The organism is Caldicellulosiruptor sp. DIB 104C (assembly GCF_028198085.1).
Taxonomy (GTDB): Bacteria; Bacillota; Thermoanaerobacteria; order Caldicellulosiruptorales; family Caldicellulosiruptoraceae; genus Caldicellulosiruptor; species Caldicellulosiruptor saccharolyticus.
Map to the genome: position 1 here is coordinate 2,380,230 of NZ_CP116337.1, position 18,942 is coordinate 2,399,171.

The window sequence follows — 18,942 nt, forward strand, 5'->3', positions numbered from 1 at the left end:
GTATCCTCTTTGAAGTATACACAAAATGAAAAGATATTACAAGTAACAGAGAGAACTTTAGTTGTAGGAGTAGACATAGCAAAGGAAAGGCATGTAGGCAGAGCATTTGATTTTAGAGGAGTGGAGCTTGGCAAGAGAATAGAGTTTGAGAATAGGAAAGAAGGTATGGAGAAATTTTTGGATTGGGCAAATAAGATAATGAAAGCAAATGGCAAAGACAACATGATAGTAGGGATAGAGCCTACAGGGCATTACTGGCTGTGCTTTGAGCAGTATCTGAGAGAGAATGGCATAAAAGTGGTTTTAGTGAATCCTTTTCACGTGAAGAGGAGCAAGGAGCTTGATGATAGTACGCAAACTAAGAGCGATATAAAGGATCCGAAGACGATAGCGATGCTTGTGAAGGATGGAAGATATACAGAGCCAAATATACCCGAGGGTATATATGCTGAGATGAGAGTAGCGATGAACATATATGAAAGGCTTCAAAAACAGCTGAACGTTTTAAAAAATCAAATAATCAACTGGCTCGATATGTATTTTCCAGAATTTTTAGAAGTATTTTCTGATTGGGAAGGCAAGACGGCAATAGAAACATTAAAGGAGGTGCCATTGCCTTGTGATGTAGTGGAAAATGAAGTGGAAGGGATTATAGGGTACTGGCGTGACAAATTAGATAGGCGAGCGATTAGTCGCAGGAGGGCGATGGATTTAGTAGAGACTGCCAAAAGGAGTATAGGTAAAAAAGAAGGGAGAAAGCTGGCAAGACAAGAGATAAAATATTTGCTGAGTCAATATGAGCTTTTAAAGAAGCAGATAGAAGAGATAGAAGCCGAGATGGCAGAGCTTTTGAGAGAGGTGCCGAATGGAGAGGAACTGCTTAAAATAAAAGGTGTTGGTGTAAAAACGGCAGTTGGCTTTATTTCTGAGGTTGGAGATATAAAGAGGTATGAGGATGCGAGACAGATACAGAAATTGGCGGGACTCAATATAGTTGAGAATAGTTCTGGCAAGTACAAGGGTCAGACGTGTATAAGTAAAAGAGGGCGAGGGAGGCTCAGAAGTAGCTTGTTCAAGGCCATGATTACAATAGTAGCAAAGAATGAAGAATTTAAGCAGCTGCACAGGTATTACACCACGCGAGAGAACAATCCCTTGAAGAAGAAGCAATCATTAATAGCACTGTGTTGTAAATTGATAAGGGTATTTTATGCGATTTTGAAAAAAAGGCGTAAAGTATGATGGGAACAAGATGTTGAGCGATATAAAGAGAGAGGCTTTAGCAAGGACAGCGTGAAGTGAAGTGAGAAAAATTGCTTGAACATTCTTAATTTAAAGCAGGAGAAATAGTTTGAGTGATTCACATCTTGAGGGGGTAAAGAAATTCTTAGCTTTGCGAGGAGATTAAGTCATGTCGAGTAGCAAAGTGCCCCTTTTAATAATAGTTCACATCTTAGAAAATGTATTGATGGTTAAGAAATGAAGGAGAAAGGATTAAATGATTTTTTATAGAAAGTAGATTGAAAAATGTGAGCGGGTGGTCAGAGTACATCCTCCATACGGGCGAAGACCCTGCATACGAGCATAACTGACGTCCACGCCATGGTAGATGGGACGAGGGAATTGAGGGCAAGTGAGAAAAGACCCTGAGAGACATGAGAGGGTAAACACCATGGTTGTTGTGGATAGATACCCGCCGTAATATGGTAGAGCAACAAGATAAATACAATAGAGAGGCTGAGTCTAAGCTGGGTATGGTAGAATAAAGCAATAATAACAATATCAAGAACAAAATTATTTGTTTCGATAGCGAATTTTAAAGAAATCGCGAGATATTTTGAGAAAATCAAAGGTATATTGAGAGAGAGTATATATGGGGGCTTCAGGAAATAATTTCTTCAACTCTAATATAACCTTTTCAGAACCTCCCATAGTAGTCAGCCATTCATGCACTATTGCAACCTTCATTGAACTCCTCCAATCATTTCATATATTTTGTATGTACTTTCAGCAATCTTTTTCCAATTGTAAATTTTCAAAATCTCTTGTTTTAACATTTCCGACTTTCTGTGTAATTCCCTATTTTTTGTATCTTTTAAAATTGCCAACATTTTTTCTCTAATATCATCAATATCATTCGGATTTACATATAGCGCATTATCTTTAAAATATTCTCGTGTAGCACCACCAGTTGTAACAATCAGTCTACAGCCACAAAAAGCAGCTTCTAACGAAGCCAAACCTGGTGTTTCAAATAAACTTGGCATTATGTGAGCAGTAGCACATTTATAAGCAATCCATAATTTCTTATCACTATGTTTTAAAGCAGGTAGAAAAATTATCTTTCCCCTACTTTTTAAAGCTTCTCTTTTGCATTGGTCATAATATTCTATCTCATCAAGATTTGGTGATCCTATCAAAATAAGTTTTATATTATTTTCCCGAGCTATCAATTTATTAAATGCTTTTATAAGATTTAATTGATTTTTTCTTTTATCAAATCTTGCAACATAAAGAAAGTAAGGCGTATTAATATTATATTCTTTCTTGAAATCCTCCTCATCTTCTGGCGTTATGGTATCTAAATAACCAGTTATTTCTTCAACATCTATTCCATTTGGTATCACATGAATTTTTTCAGGAAGAACATTAAAAGCCTTTCTCAAATAATCAGCTTCTAAAAAGGAATTGGGCAATAAACAATCAGCAAGCTTTAGAAGTTCTAACCTATCCAGTACAGAACTTCTAAATGGTAATATTCTTCCAATAAAAGTAGCTATTTTATAGGAAAGATAATGCTTATTATCAAAGAAAATAGGCGATATTACTACCTTCTTTTTCAAATTCTTAGCTGCATTCACAAGAGGAAAAAGAATGTATTCTGAGCCAAAAAAATGAATTATGTCATAATCAGCAAGTTTTGTGTTTACAACATCAAATATTGCTATTTCCAACTTGAATAACTTTTCAAGATACTTTTTTGTTTTCAACATCTGAATTTCTCCTCCACCTATATTTTGAAAAGCTAAAGGTGGAGGAACAAATAATACTTTCACTACTTTGCACCATCCTTTAAATTGTAGAATAATTTAACATATTTCTCTATTATTTGATTATTCTCAAATCTTGAAGATAACTCATTGCATTTTTTTCTATATTTCGTATAAGCCTCGTTGTCAACATAAAAATTTATTATCTTTTCACTTAGCTGCTTGCAATCTAATGGATCAAACTTAAGTTCATCTATGGTTATTAGTTCCTTTAAAGAAGATGTATCAGACACAAGGACAAGTGCTCCATTTTTAAGTGCTTCAACCACTGGAAGCCCAAATCCTTCATAAAAAGAAGGAAATACAAAAATAAAACAGTTTCTCATTAGTAGGTTTTTCTCTATATCACTTATATACTCTAAATATTTAAGACATCCAGTTTTAGAATATTCTTTGATACTTTCAATAATCTTATCGCTTTTCCAACCAATTTTCCCCGCTAAAACGGTTGGCATACCTGTTTTAGCATAAATATCTTTGCATATTTTGAGCAAAATCTCTGTATTTTTTCGGGGTTCTATAGTACCTACGTATAAAATATATCTATTTTTTTCAAGATTATGTTTTGATAAATATTCTGTTTCATTAATACTTTCAACGTCACATACAATCACTGGATTATAAATAACACATATCTTTTTTGGATCAACATTAAAATAATTTAATATATCCTCTTTTGTTGAATTAGAAACAGCTACAATCTTATCAGCACTTTTAATTGAATAAGGTATAAATACTCTATTGATAAAATAGTTTAACCTTTCCATAGTCTGTGGATATTTATAACATACTAAATCATGTACTGTTAAAATTTTTATTACATTTTTGTTTCTTATAAACGGCAAAATATTTTGTGTCCCCCAAAACACATCGATATTATACTTTTTTATCAAATAATCCATTTTTTGCATATACCACAAAGTCCCCTTGAGAAGTTTATAATCACTTTCTACAACAGTCTTCACGTTCGGGTAATTAAAGTCTAAAGATATTTCTCTATCAGAAAAAAGAAAAAAGTTGATATCACTACATTTTTCAGGTAATACTTTAAGCAAGTTATAAAGGTAAAACCCTATTCCCGTTTTAATCTTCCCCAAGGGTCTCGCATCTACACCAATATTCATTTTTATCCCTTTCTCTCGTAATCTATAACAAAATAATAATACGGTAAAAACAACACCAACCAAAACTGATAAAACAAAAGATTATTAAACCAGCTTATTACAAAGTACGTAAGTAGTAGAGAGAATAAATTTACAAAGTGTAATTTAGTATCCAATTCGTCATATCTTATATTTTTATACACTTTATATATCTTTTTAAACAACCATACTAAGAAAAAAAGCAGTTCCTACCAGACCACAGTATAAAATTAAATTTAAAAAAGAAGAGTCAAAGCCAATGAATTGCAAGCCGTATTTTATATTCAGAAAACCGTAACCGTCTCCTATTAATAATTTAACCGGACTCATACCAATATAATGTTTAGCACTACTCCAGCTTTGCACTCGTGCTTGAGCAGAATTATCTACCGGAATACTTTTTATTCGTTCAAAAATCTTGTAAAAATCTTTATCCAATAACGTCGTAAATAGCAAAATGCTATCTACTAATATAAGCTTTTTAAAAATTTCAATCTTCTTCTTAGCAAAACTCCAACTCCCTATCAAAGCAGTATTAAAAAACACCACCAGAAATAAACCTAAAATTGAACTTCTAGATATAGTCTTTAATAACGTAACGTTGAAAAAAACTAGTAAAATAATTTTTTGAATGAGACCTTTTTTGTCATGCAAACTCTGCCTGAGAAAACTTATCATTGTGATGCTAATAAACATAACTAATAGATTCCCAAAAAAATTAGGATCAAAAATATTACCAATTAATCTAAATTTATGAGGATCAAGATTAAGATAAATTCCCTGTTGTTGGAAAAATTTGTTCAATCTTTCTGTATCTGGCTCAATAAAGTAGATAATCCATCCAATTATGCAGAGTAGTAACCCAATCTGAGTATAAAACCATTCTATTTTGTTAATATTTCTTTTAAAATTTAAGAACAAATAAATTATGAATGCAAAATACACCAATGAAAAAAATCTCAAATAGTACAGTAGTGGTAAAATATTGAACTTGTAAATTAAGTAATTAACCAATATAGAAAATAACATTAAACTTAGCAGTACTTCAACTGAGTCTAAATTGCTTAAGCTCACTTTTTTGAGCAAATTTTTATTTTTCTTAAGAAGAGTCAACTCATACACAAAAAATATAATAACAAAAGCCAATATACCAACTTCTATCAGAGATATTGTACGAGGGAAAAAGGGTAATTTTATTATTCTTGAAAAATTACCTGTTAATATATAGAACAAGTATAATATAGTACCTACTGTGCTAAATATGATTTTTATTTTACCTTCTTGCCATAATTCTTTCGTTAATTGTTGCAACATTATCACCCTCTGCATTTTAAACAATAATAATTTCAAATAATTTATGAAAATATAAAGCCGAATATTTTTTTACTTAAGTCCTGCCAATTGTATTTAGAAACATATCGACTAATAACTTCAAATTTGGGTTTTGGTTGGTTGAGTTTTTCAACCACTTCAAAAATGTTCTCTTCAGGGGATTTAAACACATCTATATAAATTGCATGTTCACCCAAAACCTCTGGTAAAGACGCACATCTCGAAGCTATAACTTTTGCTCCACATGCTAAGGCTTCTAAAGGAGGCAGTCCAAAACCTTCATATAAAGAAGGATATAAAAAGGCTTCGCATCTGTTATACAAAAAACAGAGTAAATTGTCATCAATCTTTTCTAATCTAATAATGTCTTGGTCACTTTCATTATCCCATACGTTCGATACAAATTTATGTGCTGGATAAAACCTCTTCAAATTCTTGTAAAGCTCATAAGCATATGAAAAATTCTTGTGCTTCTTGTTATTTCCTATAAATAAGAAAAATTCCTCAGGTAGATAAGAGTACACATCTTTAAGACGTTCAATTTCTTCATCTTTCAGTTTCCTAAAAGTATTCACATCAATTCCAGGATATATTACCTTTATCTTTTCTGAATTGCCATAGTATTTAATTATTTTCTCTTTAGAATAGTTCGAAACAGTAAACACGTAAACAGCTGTGTTAATATAATACTTTACCAATGTTGAATAATATACTTTGTTCTTTAAACTTGAGTAAAAGTCCAAGTGCATCAAGTCATGGATAGTTATATACTTTTTAATCCTTTTATCTACTATTGGCGGTGATGAAAATGAAGGTGAAAAATAAGCTATCTCTTCTTTTGTCCTCTTTTGAATTTTTTCTAAAACATTTGGAATTTCTATGTTTTCAAATGGAGATAAAAAAGACGATTTAATTTTCACAATTTCCCTTACTTCCTCAAATGCTTTAGCCAATACATCAAAGTTTTTTATATCAGCAAGAAGTATTAGATACTGCTTGATGTTCTTCGGAGCATTTCTAATAATCTCATAAGTATACCTACTTATACCGTGATTTTTTTCTAAATTAATGCACCGACAATCAAGTACACATAACATCAATTAGTTTCCTCCAAATGATAAATTTATTGCTCTCCTTGCGCACTTACGGTACCTCAAAATTATATTTTCTTTTTGACTTCATTTACTATTTGCAAAGTTCTATCTGTTATTCCAAATTTATGAGAGTTAGGGTCTTGCTTAATTACCTCAGGCATTCTTTCCCTCTCCCTCTTTACCCGCTCAATCTCCTGCGGAATCTTCAGCACAACCTCATAGTACTTCCTCGCCTTTTCCTTATCACCTTTTCCCAGGTAATAATCTCCAACCTTTGCATATGCATCAGCTTTGAGCTCATAGTTATTTGGTTGAAGAGGCTGAAGCTTTATCCCCTCTTCTATCTGTTTTAGACCCTCATCTATTGCACCGTGGGAGAGTAAATACACAGCATACTTAAACCTTATCTTGGCGTTAAATCTATCGTTTGTAATTGCCTGCTTGAAGTAACTATTTGCTTTTGCAATCAAATTTGCATCTTTATTCTGGTCACCAATTTTGTAAAGCACTGTAGCATAGTCACTTAAAGCTGAAGAACTGAGTGAATCATATTCTACTGCCTTTGATAAAAATGAGTATGCAGCTGTTAAGTTATTCATCTGCAGAGCTTGCTGACCAATGTTTGCATTGTAGTTTCCAATTCTAAAGTTTATTGAAATAATCATCACAAAAAGGTAAAAGACTAAAAGTGCCGGGGAAAGCACCTTTGTTTTTCTTTGCACAATTAGCTTTCCATCCTCTTTGCTCTTTTGAAGCACTTCCTGCACAATTGCTATAAGTACCCCAAGGCTTGCAAAAAGCAGAACCTGAACAGAGGCAAGTGAAAAGTCAAAATCCAAAATTGAATGAAGATAAAGCTGCACAGCCCCTCCAATAATACCTGCAATCAGGATATTTTTATCCTTATCTTTTTTAAGCCATGCCCGCAGAGCCGTTGAAAAGAGCGTGTATAAAAACACCATCAAAATGGCAAATCCAAAAAGCCCTGTGTCAAGAAGCACCTGTAAAAAGTAGTTGTGAGACTGTGTTGTGAAGTATAAGTACGACTGATACATAAAATAAAGTGACACCCACGTTCCACCGCCATAGCCGAAGATTGGACTTTTCAAAAAGATTTTGAGCCCATCTTTGTAAAACACAAGCCTTTCAACAAAGTTCCTGTCCTTAAAGCTGATTGATTTTATCTTGTCAACAATTGACGTAGGAATAAGGTGCATATTTAGAGCGATTATAAATCCTATTATACCAAGCGCAGCAATCGTAAGTGCCGAAATGATGTAAACATCATTTTTGAGCACATACAACCTCTTTTCAACAAAGCTAAATGCATATGCAGCTGCCCACACAACGGCAAACTGCATAAGCAAAATCAGCCAAAGTTTCTCTTTGCCATTTGGATTTAGCTGAGCCCCTACCTTGTTCAAAAATGCCAAAACAATTGCACCTATTAACGCCAGGTTAAAAACAAATGAAATCCTCTTTTCCCTTGGAAGCAGTATAAAGAATACCAAAAGCGCAATTGGCAAAGTTACATAGGACCCTCTTGAGTATGTAAAGAAAAAAGCTGTCAGCACAAAGGAAGATGCAGCAAAGTAAAATGCTCTTAAAAACTTATTTTCAGTATATAGCCCCAGCAAAAGACCAATTATAAACCCAAATGCAAGCACAGTTCCTGCTGTGTTGTGGTATTGCAAGGTTGAGTTTATCATATTTCCTGCCCAAAGACCATTCATTGCCATTCCTAAAGGTCGGGCAGTCTCAGGTATCAATCCTACTGCTGCTTGATATCCAAAAAATGCAACACCAATTGTTGAGATAAAAAGAGCATTTAATATGGTGAGCTTTTCGAACCTGCCAGTTGCAAGTCTTATTGCCATTGCAAATATAGCAAAGTAGAATGCATATTTCAAAAACTCACCTATTGCCAGTCTTCTGTTTGCTGCAAAGAAAAATGGCACAATATATGCTACCATAAAAAGCAAAAGGATATATTCAAGCTTGTACTTAACCTCAAATCCTATTTTAGATGCATACAGATAAAGAACCAATAAGATGAAAATTACAGCTGCTATAGCCTGAAATACCATAAGCTCATAGTCAAAGTAAAGCCCTCTGTAGTAAGGTGTCATCATGACAAGAACTGAAAATGCAAAGAGCAAAATAAGTCTTATGGGATAAAGATTCAGAGCTTCTTGTTGTGTATCTTTGAAAGAAAAAGTTTGCTTTTTCTTTTCCTTTTTCGCCATTGTGTTTTCTCCTTTTTTGTAAGTTTAGTTTCAACCAAGGCTATATTTTCAAAGCATTTTTAACCTTTGTGCGAAAGTACAATGACCTTTTGAGCCTCAGGAAGTTCTTTTATCTCAAGCTCAAAAGAGTTTGCATATTCTACATTGTCAAAAAGTTTTGTAAATTCCTCCAGCCTGCCCAAATCAAATTTCAGCTTTTCTGTTTTATAGTGCATAGGAATTATAATCTTTGGATTTATAGCCTTTGCAACGTTATAAGCAGCTTTTGCATCAATTGTATACACTCCACCAACAGGGATGAGCAGAATATCTACCTTGCCAATCTTCTCAAGATGCTCTTTTTCAAGCTCATGACCCAAATCACCCAAATGTGCTACAGAAAACTCATCCTCTATGACAAATACAATATTCTCCCCTCTTTTCTGCCCAGCTTCCTGATCATGAAATGTCTTTATACCTCTTATCTTTACTCCTTTGACATTGTATTCCTGAGGCTTGTCCAGAACAGTAAAATCTCCTTTCAAAGCCCCTGTGTAGCCGTGGTCAAAGTGTTTATGAGAGGTCAAAACAATATCAGGTGATAATTCAAGCACTGTGTAGCCAACAGAGTTATCGTAGGGGTCTGTTAAAATCTTTACCCCTGTTTTTGTTTCTATCAAAAAGCTTGCATGTGCAAGATAGGTTATTTTCATGTTTCAAACTTCCCCCTTTTCTTTTACTATCAACAATATTATATACTAAACTGAGGAAATGTTAATTAAAAATTTGTGAAAATCTTTCCTGCTTGCATTGGTTTACAAAAAAGAACCAATTTGTTATGATTTTAAATAGCTCTATAAACCTTTTTGAGGAGGCTTTGAAATTGAACTTTAGTTTTTGGGTTGAAACTTTAAGAAAAGAAAAAAGACTCATTTTAATTTGTCTTGGTATTTTTGTTCTTTTTTTGATCTTGGGTATATTGGCTGGAATATATTTTGGCGATATGATAAGCAAATATGTTGATATGTATCTTAAAAAGATGTTCCAGCAGATTTTGAAAAATGTTGATAACAAATTTGAGCTTTTCTTGGCAATACTCAAAAACAACATGAGAGTCTATCTTATTTTGATTGTAGCAGGAACGCTCACATTTGGCCTTGTTTCGCTTTTTGTTTTGATGTCAAATGGAGTTATTGTAGGGGCTGTGGCTGCACTTTCGGCAAAACACACTTCAGTCGGAAAGACTCTGCTTTTGCTTTTGCCCCATGGAGTAATTGAGATTTTTGCATTTTTAATTGGATCTGGTGCATCCGCCATTTTTCTTGAAAATCTTGTTCTGGAAAAGAAAAAAGAAGATTTTAAGATTGTCTTCAAAAGATTTTGCATCTTGAGCATACTTGGTGCAGTTTTGGTTGTGGTTGCTGCATTCATTGAAGCGTATGTCACATCAAGCTTTGCAAGGTGAAAACCAAAAAAGAAGAAACCTCATAGCACCAAAGATAAGGGCTGAGATTAAAACTCCTGTGTTTCTAATCCTTCTGTAAAGCAAGCTCCTTTTCCCTTTCAAAAATTATGTAATCGTTTGCTTTGCTATTTTAGGGCTATGCTTTATGAGATGTGAGTATTTATCAAAAGAAAACATTAGCCTTAGAGATTTTGACTATAGAATAAAGAAAAGCAACTTCCCAGAGAAGAAAAATAAAAAGGCAGGGATTCTGTCCCTGCCGTCTTGATTTGTAAAGTGTTTCTTTTTCTATTTGTAAAATATTTAGCATATCCCAGTTGCCATCTGGCAAGCAGGATATGCCTGGAGCTTTTCATCTCCCGCATGCGCGGAAAGTACTCAGCTCCTATAAACAATGGTGACCCCGAGGGGATTCGAACCCCTGTTACAGGCGTGAAAGGCCTGTGTCTTAACCACTTGACCACGGGGCCACCTGTGAGCTTTTAAATTAAAATGGTGAGCCATCCGCGACTCGAACGCGGGACACCCAGCTTAAAAGGCTGGTGCTCTGCCTACTGAGCTAATGGCCCACACAACAATAGCCGCAGTTTTGTATTATAAAGCACAAAAGCGAGTTTGTAAATAACAAAAATTTGTTTGCTCCTTTCTTATCACCCCGCTTTTACAAACCTTACTTGGCTTGTGCAAAGCTCGTAATATACACCTTTCTTAGAAACTAAGCTGTCATGTGTTCCCATCTCAACTATTTGGCCTTTGTCAAGCACAATGATAAGATCAGCATCTCTTATGGTTGAGAGCCTGTGAGCAATTACAATTGAGGTTCTATCTTTCGTCACCTTGTTCAATGCACTTTGGACCATCAGCTCGCTCTGTGTATCTAAAGCCGATGTTGCCTCATCAAGGATTAAAATTTCCGGATTTTGAAGCAAAAGCCGTGCAAGGCATATTAGCTGCTTTTGCCCAGTTGAAAGTCTTGTTCCCCTTTCGTTTACCTGAGTATAATACCCATCCTCAAGCTGGGAAATAAATTCATGTGCGCCTAAGAATTTGCACACCTCTACCGCCTCATCTAAGGAAGCATTCGGCCTTCCATAGAGTATATTATCTAAGATTGTACCTGAGAACAAAAATGGCTCTTGCTGGACAATTCCAATGAGCTTTCTAAGACTTCTAAAGCTTATTTTTCTCAAATCAATCCCATCTATAAGTACACTCCCTTTTTGTGGATCGTAAAATCTTGCAAGAAGGTTTACAATTGTTGTCTTACCTGAACCAGTTGCCCCAACCAAGGCTATCATCTGTCCTTTTTTGACCTTAAAAGATATATCCTTTAGAACATAATTTTCATCTTTATAAGAAAACCATACATTTTTGAACTCAATCGTATCTTTAAATGTAGAAAGGTCAACTGCATTTTTGTCTTCCTTAATCTCAGGTTCGATGCTCAAAACCTCAAAAATCCTCTCTGACGAACTGCTTGCAACAAGAAGTTGGTTGTAAAAATTGCTCAAGGTCACAACCGGTCGCCAAAATCTATCTAAGTAGCTCACAAACGCAATTAATGTACCAACAGTAACACCGTTTATCTTTAAAAGTTTTACACCGTACCAGTAGATTATTAGAGTCCCCACCATTGAACAAATCTCAACAAATGGGCCAAATAAGTTATTTATTTTTATTGCCTTCATCCAGGAAGTGAACACATCGTCAATGACATCTTTGAATATTGCTTTGTTTACTTTTTGTCTTACAAATGCCTGAATTACTCTAATCCCACTTATATTCTCGTGTATGTACGCATTTAGATTTGCAATCTTCCTTCGAACTTTCCTCCAGTTTTTCTTTATAGCATTCCTTGTTGCAAAAAGTATTGCTAAAAAAAGCGGAACAACTGTAAATGTCACAGCTGCTAATTTTGGATGAATTGAAAACATTATAACCGTCGCAAGAACTAAACTGGACATGTCAGTTATCACATTAACTATCCCGTTTGTAAAGAGGTTGTTTAGAGTATTTACGTCATTCACAATTCTTACAATAATCCTTCCTGTTGAATTTCTATCAAAATAGCTAAACGAAAGGCTCTGTACATGGTCAAAAAGTGCCTTTCTTATGTCAAATAGAACCATCTGGCCTGTTCTGTTTGCAAGTTTTATCTTGTTTTTTGAACATTCTTTGTTTATAAAAAGTGTCAAAACAAGAAGAACACCAATTGCTAAAATTCCTTTAAAATCTTTTTTGGGAATAAAATCGTCTACTGCCTTTTTTAAAAGGTATGGAGATACAAGGTCAGCAACTGTTGCAATAAACATAAAAATGATGGTAATAAAAAGCCATTTTTTATATGGTAGCAAAAATCTAAATAGCTTTTTCAAATAGGGCACTTTTAATTCGTATGAAGTCTCTTCCTGACTAAATATTGGCATTTTTACACTGGCTTGTGCCATTTTTTAAAAACCCCCATCATCTAATATAACTATTTTTTATAATCTCTCAAGCCTTTTTTCTTTGAATTAATTCTTATGCAGGAAGCGAATTTAACCTTTCAAGAAGCTGCTTTTTGAATGTTGCATAATACCTTCCTTTCAACTTCATAAGTTCCTCATGTGTTCCTTCCTCGACTATTCTGCCATCTGACATGTAAATAATTCTGTCTGCATTTACAACAAGCTGAGATATCCTGTGAGTTATGATAATAGTTGTCCTTCCTTTTATAACCTCTTGCAAGGTTTTTTGAATCTCAGCTTCTGTCTCAAAGTCAAGGCTTGATGTGGCATCGTCTAATATAAGTATCTTTGGATTGTAAATAAGAGCTCGTGCAATAGCTATTCTCTGCTTTTGCCCACCAGAAAGCCCAACTCCTCTCTCACCAACAACTGTGTCATATCCCTGAGGCAGTCTTTCAATGAACTCATCTGCCTGGGCAAGTTTTGCCGCCCATTTTATCTCATCTAAGGTAGCATCCGGCTTTCCAAAAGCTATGTTTGCTGCGATGGTATCAGAGAATATAAAGGTTTCTTGCATAATTATTCCAATGTTTTTCCTAAGCGAACACAGCCTTATATCCTTGACGTCTATATCATCAATCAATATGCTGCCTTTTGTGCAGTCATAGAACCTTGCAAGAAGGTTAATCAAAGACGACTTGCCTGAGCCAGTTGAACCTAAGATTGCTACAACCTCACCTGGCTTTATGTGAAGGTTTATACCTTTTAAGACATAACGCTGGTTGTATTTGAAATATACATCAATAAATTTAATGTCACCCTTAACATCTTTTAGTCTGATTCCATTTTTTGGACTTTTTATCGCTATATCACTATCTAATACTTCAAATATTTTTTCCAGTGATGCAAATGCGTTTTGCCACTGGTTGACCAGATTCTGAATGTTGCCAATTGGTGCACTAAAGATGTTGACATAGCTCACAAATGCAAACAGTGTGCCTATGCTAAGTTTCCCTTTTATTGCTAAATATCCACCTACAACTAAAATTATTACAGAGTTAAGACCGTTTAAAAAGTTTGCAAGAGGGTTGTGATATGAGCGAATATCCGCTGCCTCAATATTTTTCTCTGTAAACTCATATGCAACCTTTTCAAAGCTCTTTTTCTCAAAGTCTTCGTTTCCAAACGCTTTTACAACCCTGATTCCCGTTATATTTTCTTGTACCTTGGACGTAAGCTTTTCAAATGCAATTCTTATACTCTTAAAAGTAGGATGAAGCTTTTTGGCAAGGCTTCTTACATTGAGGTAAATCAAAGGTGCTGTTGAAATGGTCAAAACTGACAACAAAAAGTTCATCGAAAGCATTATGCTCAGGGCTGAGACAATTGTAATTGCTATGGTTATCACCTGAACAAAACTCTGGTTCAAAAACACTCTAATTGCCTCTAAATCCCCCACCATCCTGTTCATAATTGCACCTGTGGAGGCTTTGTCAAAGTACTCAAAAGACTGATATTGAAGTTTTGTGTAGATTTGGTCTCTAAGAAGATATATGACCTTTTGAGATGTGTACTCAAATATGTACCCCTGAAAATAGTTGCAAAAAGCCCTTATCAAAACAAGACCTGCAACAAGCAGTGCTAAACTTGCCAACCTATCAAAGTGCTTTGCTATCAGAACATCATCAATGATATGTTTAGATACTTTTGGAACTGTCATATTACAAAATATAGAAATTAGAGAAAAAATTAGACCAAGTGCTACCAGAAATTTGTACTCATCAAGATATTTAAGGATGCGCTTAAGATAGTCCAATTTTCGTTCATCCCTTTTTTATAAAAGTTTAATTTATATTATACACCCAAACACAAAAAAAGTTAATACATTGCCACAAAAATAGGATAAAATCAATAGCTTAAAGTACACAAAAAGCCACCCATTTCAATACTATCCCTCGGGTGGCTTTTTTATTTCCATACTTATCTTCGAAAAAGATTTTCAATTCTCTTTTATAATAATATCCTCACGACTTGCACCTGTGCCAATCAAAAATACCTTTGCACCTGTCTCTTTTTCTATAAACTCAATGTACTTTTTGGCGTTTTTTGGCAGCTGATCATACTCTTTTGCTTTTTTTATCTCTTCTTCACTCCAACCATCAAATTCTTCATAAATTGGTTCGCATTCCATTGCAACCTTCAATGATGCTGGGAACAAATCAAGGATTTTGCCAGCGTGCCTGTACCCCACACACACCTTCACTTTTGGCAGATTTGAAAGAGTGTCAAGTTTTGTGAGTGCAATCTTGTCAATTCCATTAATTAAAACTGCATATCTTACAACCACAAGGTCAAGCCAGCCGCACCTTCTTGGCCTTCCAGTGGTGGTACCGTATTCCTTGCCTCTTTCTCGAATTGAATCTCCTACTCTGTCTAAAAGCTCTGTTGGAAATGGTCCTTTGCCAACTCTTGTTGTATATGATTTAACAACTCCTATAACCTCTTGGATGTGTTTTGGCGCAATTCCAGCCCCTATACAAAATCCGCCTACTGTGGGGTGCGATGATGTAACATATGGATATGTGCCATAATCGAGGTCTAACATTGTTGCCTGGGCACCTTCTAAAAGGATTTTTTTCCCTTCTTTTATAGCATCATTCAAAAGCTTTATTGTATCTGTGATATACGGCCTTAGAATCTCACCATACTTCATAAACTGCTCCAAAAGTTCACCAAATTTCATAGGTGTTTTGTGATACACCTCTGTAAGTATCCGATTTTTTCTCTCATATACAATTCTTAGCTTATGCACAAACTCATCCTCGTCAAGCATGTCACAAACTCTTAAGTTTGTCCTCTCAGTTTTGTCAGTGTAAGCAGGACCTATTCCTCTTTTCGTTGTGCCAAGTGACTCTTCCCCTCTTTGCTTTTCCTGCTCTTCGTCAAGTATCTTATGATACGGCATAACAAGATGTGCTCTGTCGCTAATTTTTAGGTTCTCAGTTGATATACCTTCTTTTTGCAGGCTCTCTATCTCTTCAATGAGCGATTCTGGATCAATTACAACTCCATTTCCTATGATGTTTATCTTGTCTTTGTAAAGTATCCCTGATGGTATTAAGTGAAGTTTAAAAATCTTGCCAAATGCTTCAACTGTATGCCCAGCGTTACTTCCTCCCTGGGCACGGACAACAACATCAGCTTCTTTTGCTAAAAAGTCAACTATCTTGCCCTTGCCTTCGTCCCCCCACTGGGTGCCAACTATTGCTCGGATTTGTGACATTTCATCATACTCCTTTTTAAAAAGCTATTTTTTATAAAAAATCCTTCTTTATTATATCAGAATGAAGTAAGTTTTTTAAGTATTTAGCTTTATTTTAATAATTGAAGAAATGAGAATTGACTGGTATTATTTATATTGATAATGAAATTCCATCAATTTTAAAGGAGATGAACTTAAAAATGATTGAATATCTATTCAACGTCTTCAAAGATGTCACAAAGCTAAAGTGGTATACAATTGTTATTGTATCTGTTTTGTTTATCTTATCTTTATTTTTGATGGCTACTTATAAACGACAGAATTTATCAACAAAGGCAATCGTTTATGGCGGACTTAGTATTGCTCTTTCATTTACACTTTCGTTTATAAAACTCTACAGAATGCCACAGGGCGGTTCAATTACACCTGCAAGCATGCTTCCACTTTTTGTATATAGCTACATCTTCGGACCTGCTGCTGGAATTATTGCAGGTGTCGCTTATGGAATCTTGCAGCTCATACAAGAGCCTTATGTTGTTCACTGGGCACAGCTTCTTTTGGACTATCCATTGGCGTTTGGTGCTCTCGGATTTGCAGGATTTTTCAAAAAAAGCTTGCCAGCTGGAATTGTAGTTGGCGGACTTGGCAGATTTTTCTTCCACTTTGTATCAGGGTTTGTATTCTTTGCATCTTATGCACCAAAAGGAATGAACCCTGTGTGGTACTCTGCAGTCTATAACGCAACATACTTGGGTCCTGATTTGATTGTTTGTTTGATTGTAGCTTTGATTCCTGGAGTTAAAAAAGCTATTGAGCAGCTAAAAAAGGGTGTATAACTATTTAGGTATTTAAGCCTCACTTTTTAATCTTTTGAAAAGCACATAAAAAGGGGCAGCGGTGCTAATTGTCCAGTTTTACTTACTTGCATCATGCTAACCAAATTATGTAAAACTGAACAATAGCCCCTGCCCCAAGAAGCAGGAACTTGCGCCGAAGTTCGGTCTCCCCTATGTGCCCTGAAACCAAAAGTAATTTCAGGACAGAGATGTGGTCATCACCCATAAAGTATGGCTGGTTGTAGTTGATAGTGACTGAGTTGACCTTCGTCTGGTATCTTGCATCTACGTAGTATGTCGGTGTGTATGTTGTACCAACTCGTACATTCTTAATGTTTTCAGTGAACACTACCATATCTGAAGCAGGGTCAAAAGTGCATGTACCTTTGTTCTCAGAAAGCGTTATATTCGGATTGTTGGCTGTATCTATTGTAAAGTTCTTAACCTCAACCGGGACATAACTTCCCTGTACAGGGTCATATTGTTTCTTATACACTTTGAACTCCCACAGTTTTATTTTTACTCCTGGGAAGAGCTGGCTGGTGTCAACGCTTGCTGTTGCCCCTACCTTTTCATTCAAAGTTGCCGGGTTGAGTACTTCGCCATCTAAGTAGTACTGCCCGTTAAAATAAGCGATTCTAGTATCTGCAGGTTCAACTTTCGCCTGTACTGTTGGTTTTGGCAGACCGGTTACTAAAAACTGTATACTCACGCTCTTGGAATTAACAGCATCTGTATGGTAACCAGCATTGAAAAATACTCTTACTTTTCCAGCAAATGATAATGTGTTAGTACCAGGCTTTAACTCGGTTGTAGGAAGATATATGTCACTATTGTTGTAGTCTAACCAATCATCCCACCAGTAAACTGTGTCTAAATCTTTTTCAAGGTCAACATTCTGATCTGGTGCTTTTTTATATCTTATCATCACCCGTATAAAGTCCCCCAAAGTAGAGATATTCGTCCGTCAAATCTTTTGTTACAGTTTGCCCATTTTGAGAATACGATAGCCTTAAATAGTTAGCAACAGTCAGCCAATCTTTTACATCATCACGTGTATACCACCACGCCAATGAATTACCTTCCGTTAAAATTTTGTGAGCATCGTAGAACTTACCCTTTACAGTAAAGGTAACTTTCACATATTCTACCTTACCAGTATCTACCCAGTATTTACCGTTGACTACTGGAAGGTCTATAGTTTCTCCATCCCTGGTTATTCCCTTGACTTCCTTCACAACAGCTGCTGTTGTCTGAACATCACTCAGTTCTGGATTGTCAGGATCCTGTATAGGCAAAAATTTACCTACCGCACCAGTAAACCTAACTGCGTGTATTTGTCCATTCTTTTCAAAGAAAAAGTATGCTTGCGCATATAACTCCTGTGGTGGTCCTATCAAAACTACATAGTCTCTGAAATTGTTGATATTGACCTTCCCGCCCAGTTTGTTTATAAGCTCATAGGTATACCTACCGTTAATTGTGGGACTTGTGCTATAGTTTCTAAGAACAAAACCGTTAATAATTCTATCGAATATTGTACTTAGTGTTCTTGAATCCTTAATCTGAGTCAACACATTCTTACTAAGCAAAGACCCATACTTAGCCTTAACTTTTGAGTCTGCTATTGTTCTTATGGTTGTACTTGTTAAATCAGACCACTGCAAATCCTCATCATCGGGCCAATAAGGGTCCATAACAGGTTCTCCATCAGCACCTAAACCCATGTACTTAAAAATTACACGCCTCACACCAGCAGGTGGATTGGCAGGATTGCTTACTGTCACTATCTTGCCACTGGAATCAATAAACCAGTATCCTTGGTTTGAATCAATAAGTTTGTTCCCAGCAACATCTGTCGGTAGCCCATACACCGCCATCCTGTAGTCTATCGCTAATTCTACGTTGAGTTTATAGGTTGTAAGCCAATCAATCTGTATGGAAGTAGCAAATCCCATGTCCCTCTTAATATCTTCAGGTTTGACACCTTTGTACTCGTTAAAACCACCTTCGAAGTAGTTGTTGCTTAGTGCACTATAGTCTATTGCAAAAGCTTTTTGGACTGGTACCACCTGCAATACAAACTCCA

At 35.5% G+C, this 18,942-nt stretch carries 14 protein-coding genes, 2 tRNA genes and 1 pseudogene; 3 read left to right on the forward strand and 14 right to left on the reverse strand.

All coding sequences use genetic code 11. The features are described from left to right. Positions 1 to 9 precede the first annotated feature (9 nt). A pseudogene (locus PGC14_RS11665) lies at positions 10 to 1,297 on the forward strand (IS110 family transposase). Positions 1,298 to 1,794: 497 nt separating this feature from the next. Here the strand turns inward: PGC14_RS11665 and PGC14_RS11670 are convergent. The 7 genes from PGC14_RS11670 to PGC14_RS11700 form a co-directional block, all read right to left on the reverse strand. Further along, positions 1,795 to 1,968: a hypothetical protein gene (locus tag PGC14_RS11670; protein ID WP_271629029.1), complete on the reverse strand. Its 174-nt coding sequence runs from the start codon at positions 1,966 to 1,968 to the stop codon at positions 1,795 to 1,797. Beyond that, complete coding sequence (locus PGC14_RS11675; RefSeq protein ID WP_011918060.1) at positions 1,965 to 3,056, reverse strand: glycosyltransferase family 4 protein; 1,092 nt, start codon at positions 3,054 to 3,056, stop codon at positions 1,965 to 1,967. Before PGC14_RS11675 ends, PGC14_RS11670 begins: the two co-directional genes overlap by 4 nt. Beyond that, positions 3,056 to 4,174 carry a glycosyltransferase family 4 protein gene (locus PGC14_RS11680; protein ID WP_011918061.1) on the reverse strand — a complete coding sequence of 373 codons (1,119 nt, stop codon included), beginning with the start codon at positions 4,172 to 4,174 and terminating at the stop codon, positions 3,056 to 3,058. Before PGC14_RS11680 ends, PGC14_RS11675 begins: the two co-directional genes overlap by 1 nt. Before the next feature lie 195 nt (positions 4,175 to 4,369). Continuing rightward, positions 4,370 to 5,503 (reverse strand): hypothetical protein, encoded by a 1,134-nt coding sequence (locus PGC14_RS11685; protein WP_271629030.1) that lies wholly within the window; start codon positions 5,501 to 5,503, stop codon positions 4,370 to 4,372. A 44-nt stretch (positions 5,504 to 5,547) separates the two neighbouring features. Next, on the reverse strand, positions 5,548 to 6,621 hold the full coding sequence (locus PGC14_RS11690) for a glycosyltransferase family 4 protein (protein WP_271629031.1): 1,074 nt from the start codon (positions 6,619 to 6,621) through the stop codon (positions 5,548 to 5,550). A 62-nt stretch (positions 6,622 to 6,683) separates the two neighbouring features. Further along, positions 6,684 to 8,864: an O-antigen ligase family protein gene (locus PGC14_RS11695; protein ID WP_271629032.1), complete on the reverse strand. Its 2,181-nt coding sequence runs from the start codon at positions 8,862 to 8,864 to the stop codon at positions 6,684 to 6,686. A 59-nt stretch (positions 8,865 to 8,923) separates the two neighbouring features. Further along, the gene (locus PGC14_RS11700; protein ID WP_011918065.1) at positions 8,924 to 9,556 is read right to left on the reverse strand and encodes an MBL fold metallo-hydrolase; all 633 of its coding nucleotides are present in this window, start codon (positions 9,554 to 9,556) and stop codon (positions 8,924 to 8,926) included. Between the two features lie 170 nt (positions 9,557 to 9,726). Between PGC14_RS11700 and PGC14_RS11705 the strand changes: the two genes are divergently transcribed. Beyond that, complete coding sequence (locus PGC14_RS11705) at positions 9,727 to 10,308, forward strand: stage II sporulation protein M (protein ID WP_271629033.1); 582 nt, start codon at positions 9,727 to 9,729, stop codon at positions 10,306 to 10,308. A gap of 395 nt (positions 10,309 to 10,703) precedes the next feature. On the opposite strand, the gene PGC14_RS11710 is transcribed toward PGC14_RS11705, so the two are convergent. The 5 genes from PGC14_RS11710 to PGC14_RS11730 form a co-directional block, all read right to left on the reverse strand. Beyond that, positions 10,704 to 10,778, reverse strand: a tRNA-Glu gene (locus tag PGC14_RS11710). 23 nt (positions 10,779 to 10,801) lie between these two features. Beyond that, positions 10,802 to 10,877 (reverse strand) — tRNA-Lys (locus PGC14_RS11715). Positions 10,878 to 10,958: 81 nt separating this feature from the next. Next, complete coding sequence (locus tag PGC14_RS11720) at positions 10,959 to 12,755, reverse strand: ABC transporter ATP-binding protein (RefSeq protein WP_271629034.1); 1,797 nt, start codon at positions 12,753 to 12,755, stop codon at positions 10,959 to 10,961. Between the two features lie 73 nt (positions 12,756 to 12,828). Further along, positions 12,829 to 14,571 carry an ABC transporter ATP-binding protein gene (locus tag PGC14_RS11725; protein WP_271629035.1) on the reverse strand — a complete coding sequence of 581 codons (1,743 nt, stop codon included), beginning with the start codon at positions 14,569 to 14,571 and terminating at the stop codon, positions 12,829 to 12,831. A gap of 183 nt (positions 14,572 to 14,754) precedes the next feature. After that, positions 14,755 to 16,038: an adenylosuccinate synthase gene (locus tag PGC14_RS11730; RefSeq protein WP_039765872.1), complete on the reverse strand. Its 1,284-nt coding sequence runs from the start codon at positions 16,036 to 16,038 to the stop codon at positions 14,755 to 14,757. Positions 16,039 to 16,217: 179 nt separating this feature from the next. On the opposite strand from PGC14_RS11730, the gene thiT reads away from it, so the two are divergent. Next, positions 16,218 to 16,853: an energy-coupled thiamine transporter ThiT gene (thiT, locus tag PGC14_RS11735; protein WP_422653029.1), complete on the forward strand. Its 636-nt coding sequence runs from the start codon at positions 16,218 to 16,220 to the stop codon at positions 16,851 to 16,853. Positions 16,854 to 16,944: 91 nt separating this feature from the next. Here the strand turns inward: thiT and PGC14_RS11740 are convergent, their stop codons facing one another. Further along, entirely contained in the window at positions 16,945 to 17,784 is an 840-nt protein-coding gene (locus PGC14_RS11740) for a hypothetical protein (RefSeq protein ID WP_271629036.1), read from the reverse strand. Beyond that, positions 17,768 to 18,925 (reverse strand): Athe_2463 domain-containing protein, encoded by a 1,158-nt coding sequence (locus tag PGC14_RS11745; RefSeq protein WP_271629037.1) that lies wholly within the window; start codon positions 18,923 to 18,925, stop codon positions 17,768 to 17,770. Before PGC14_RS11745 ends, PGC14_RS11740 begins: the two co-directional genes overlap by 17 nt. Between the last annotated feature and the right edge of the window lie 17 nt (positions 18,926 to 18,942).

What these genes read in the sequence shown, in the direction of transcription:
- PGC14_RS11670 (WP_271629029.1), bottom strand. Translation starts at nt 1,968, where the DNA reads ATGAAGGTTGCAATAGTGCATGAATGGCTGACTACTATGGGAGGTTCT.
- PGC14_RS11680 (WP_011918061.1), bottom strand. Translation starts at nt 4,174, where the DNA reads ATGAATATTGGTGTAGATGCGAGACCCTTGGGGAAGATTAAAACGGGA.
- PGC14_RS11690 (WP_271629031.1), bottom strand. Translation starts at nt 6,621, where the DNA reads ATGTTATGTGTACTTGATTGTCGGTGCATTAATTTAGAAAAAAATCAC.
- PGC14_RS11695 (WP_271629032.1), bottom strand. Translation starts at nt 8,864, where the DNA reads ATGGCGAAAAAGGAAAAGAAAAAGCAAACTTTTTCTTTCAAAGATACA.
- PGC14_RS11700 (WP_011918065.1), bottom strand. Translation starts at nt 9,556, where the DNA reads ATGAAAATAACCTATCTTGCACATGCAAGCTTTTTGATAGAAACAAAA.
- PGC14_RS11720 (WP_271629034.1), bottom strand. Translation starts at nt 12,755, where the DNA reads ATGGCACAAGCCAGTGTAAAAATGCCAATATTTAGTCAGGAAGAGACT.
- PGC14_RS11730 (WP_039765872.1), bottom strand. Translation starts at nt 16,038, where the DNA reads ATGTCACAAATCCGAGCAATAGTTGGCACCCAGTGGGGGGACGAAGGC.
- thiT (WP_422653029.1), top strand. Translation starts at nt 16,218, where the DNA reads ATGATTGAATATCTATTCAACGTCTTCAAAGATGTCACAAAGCTAAAG.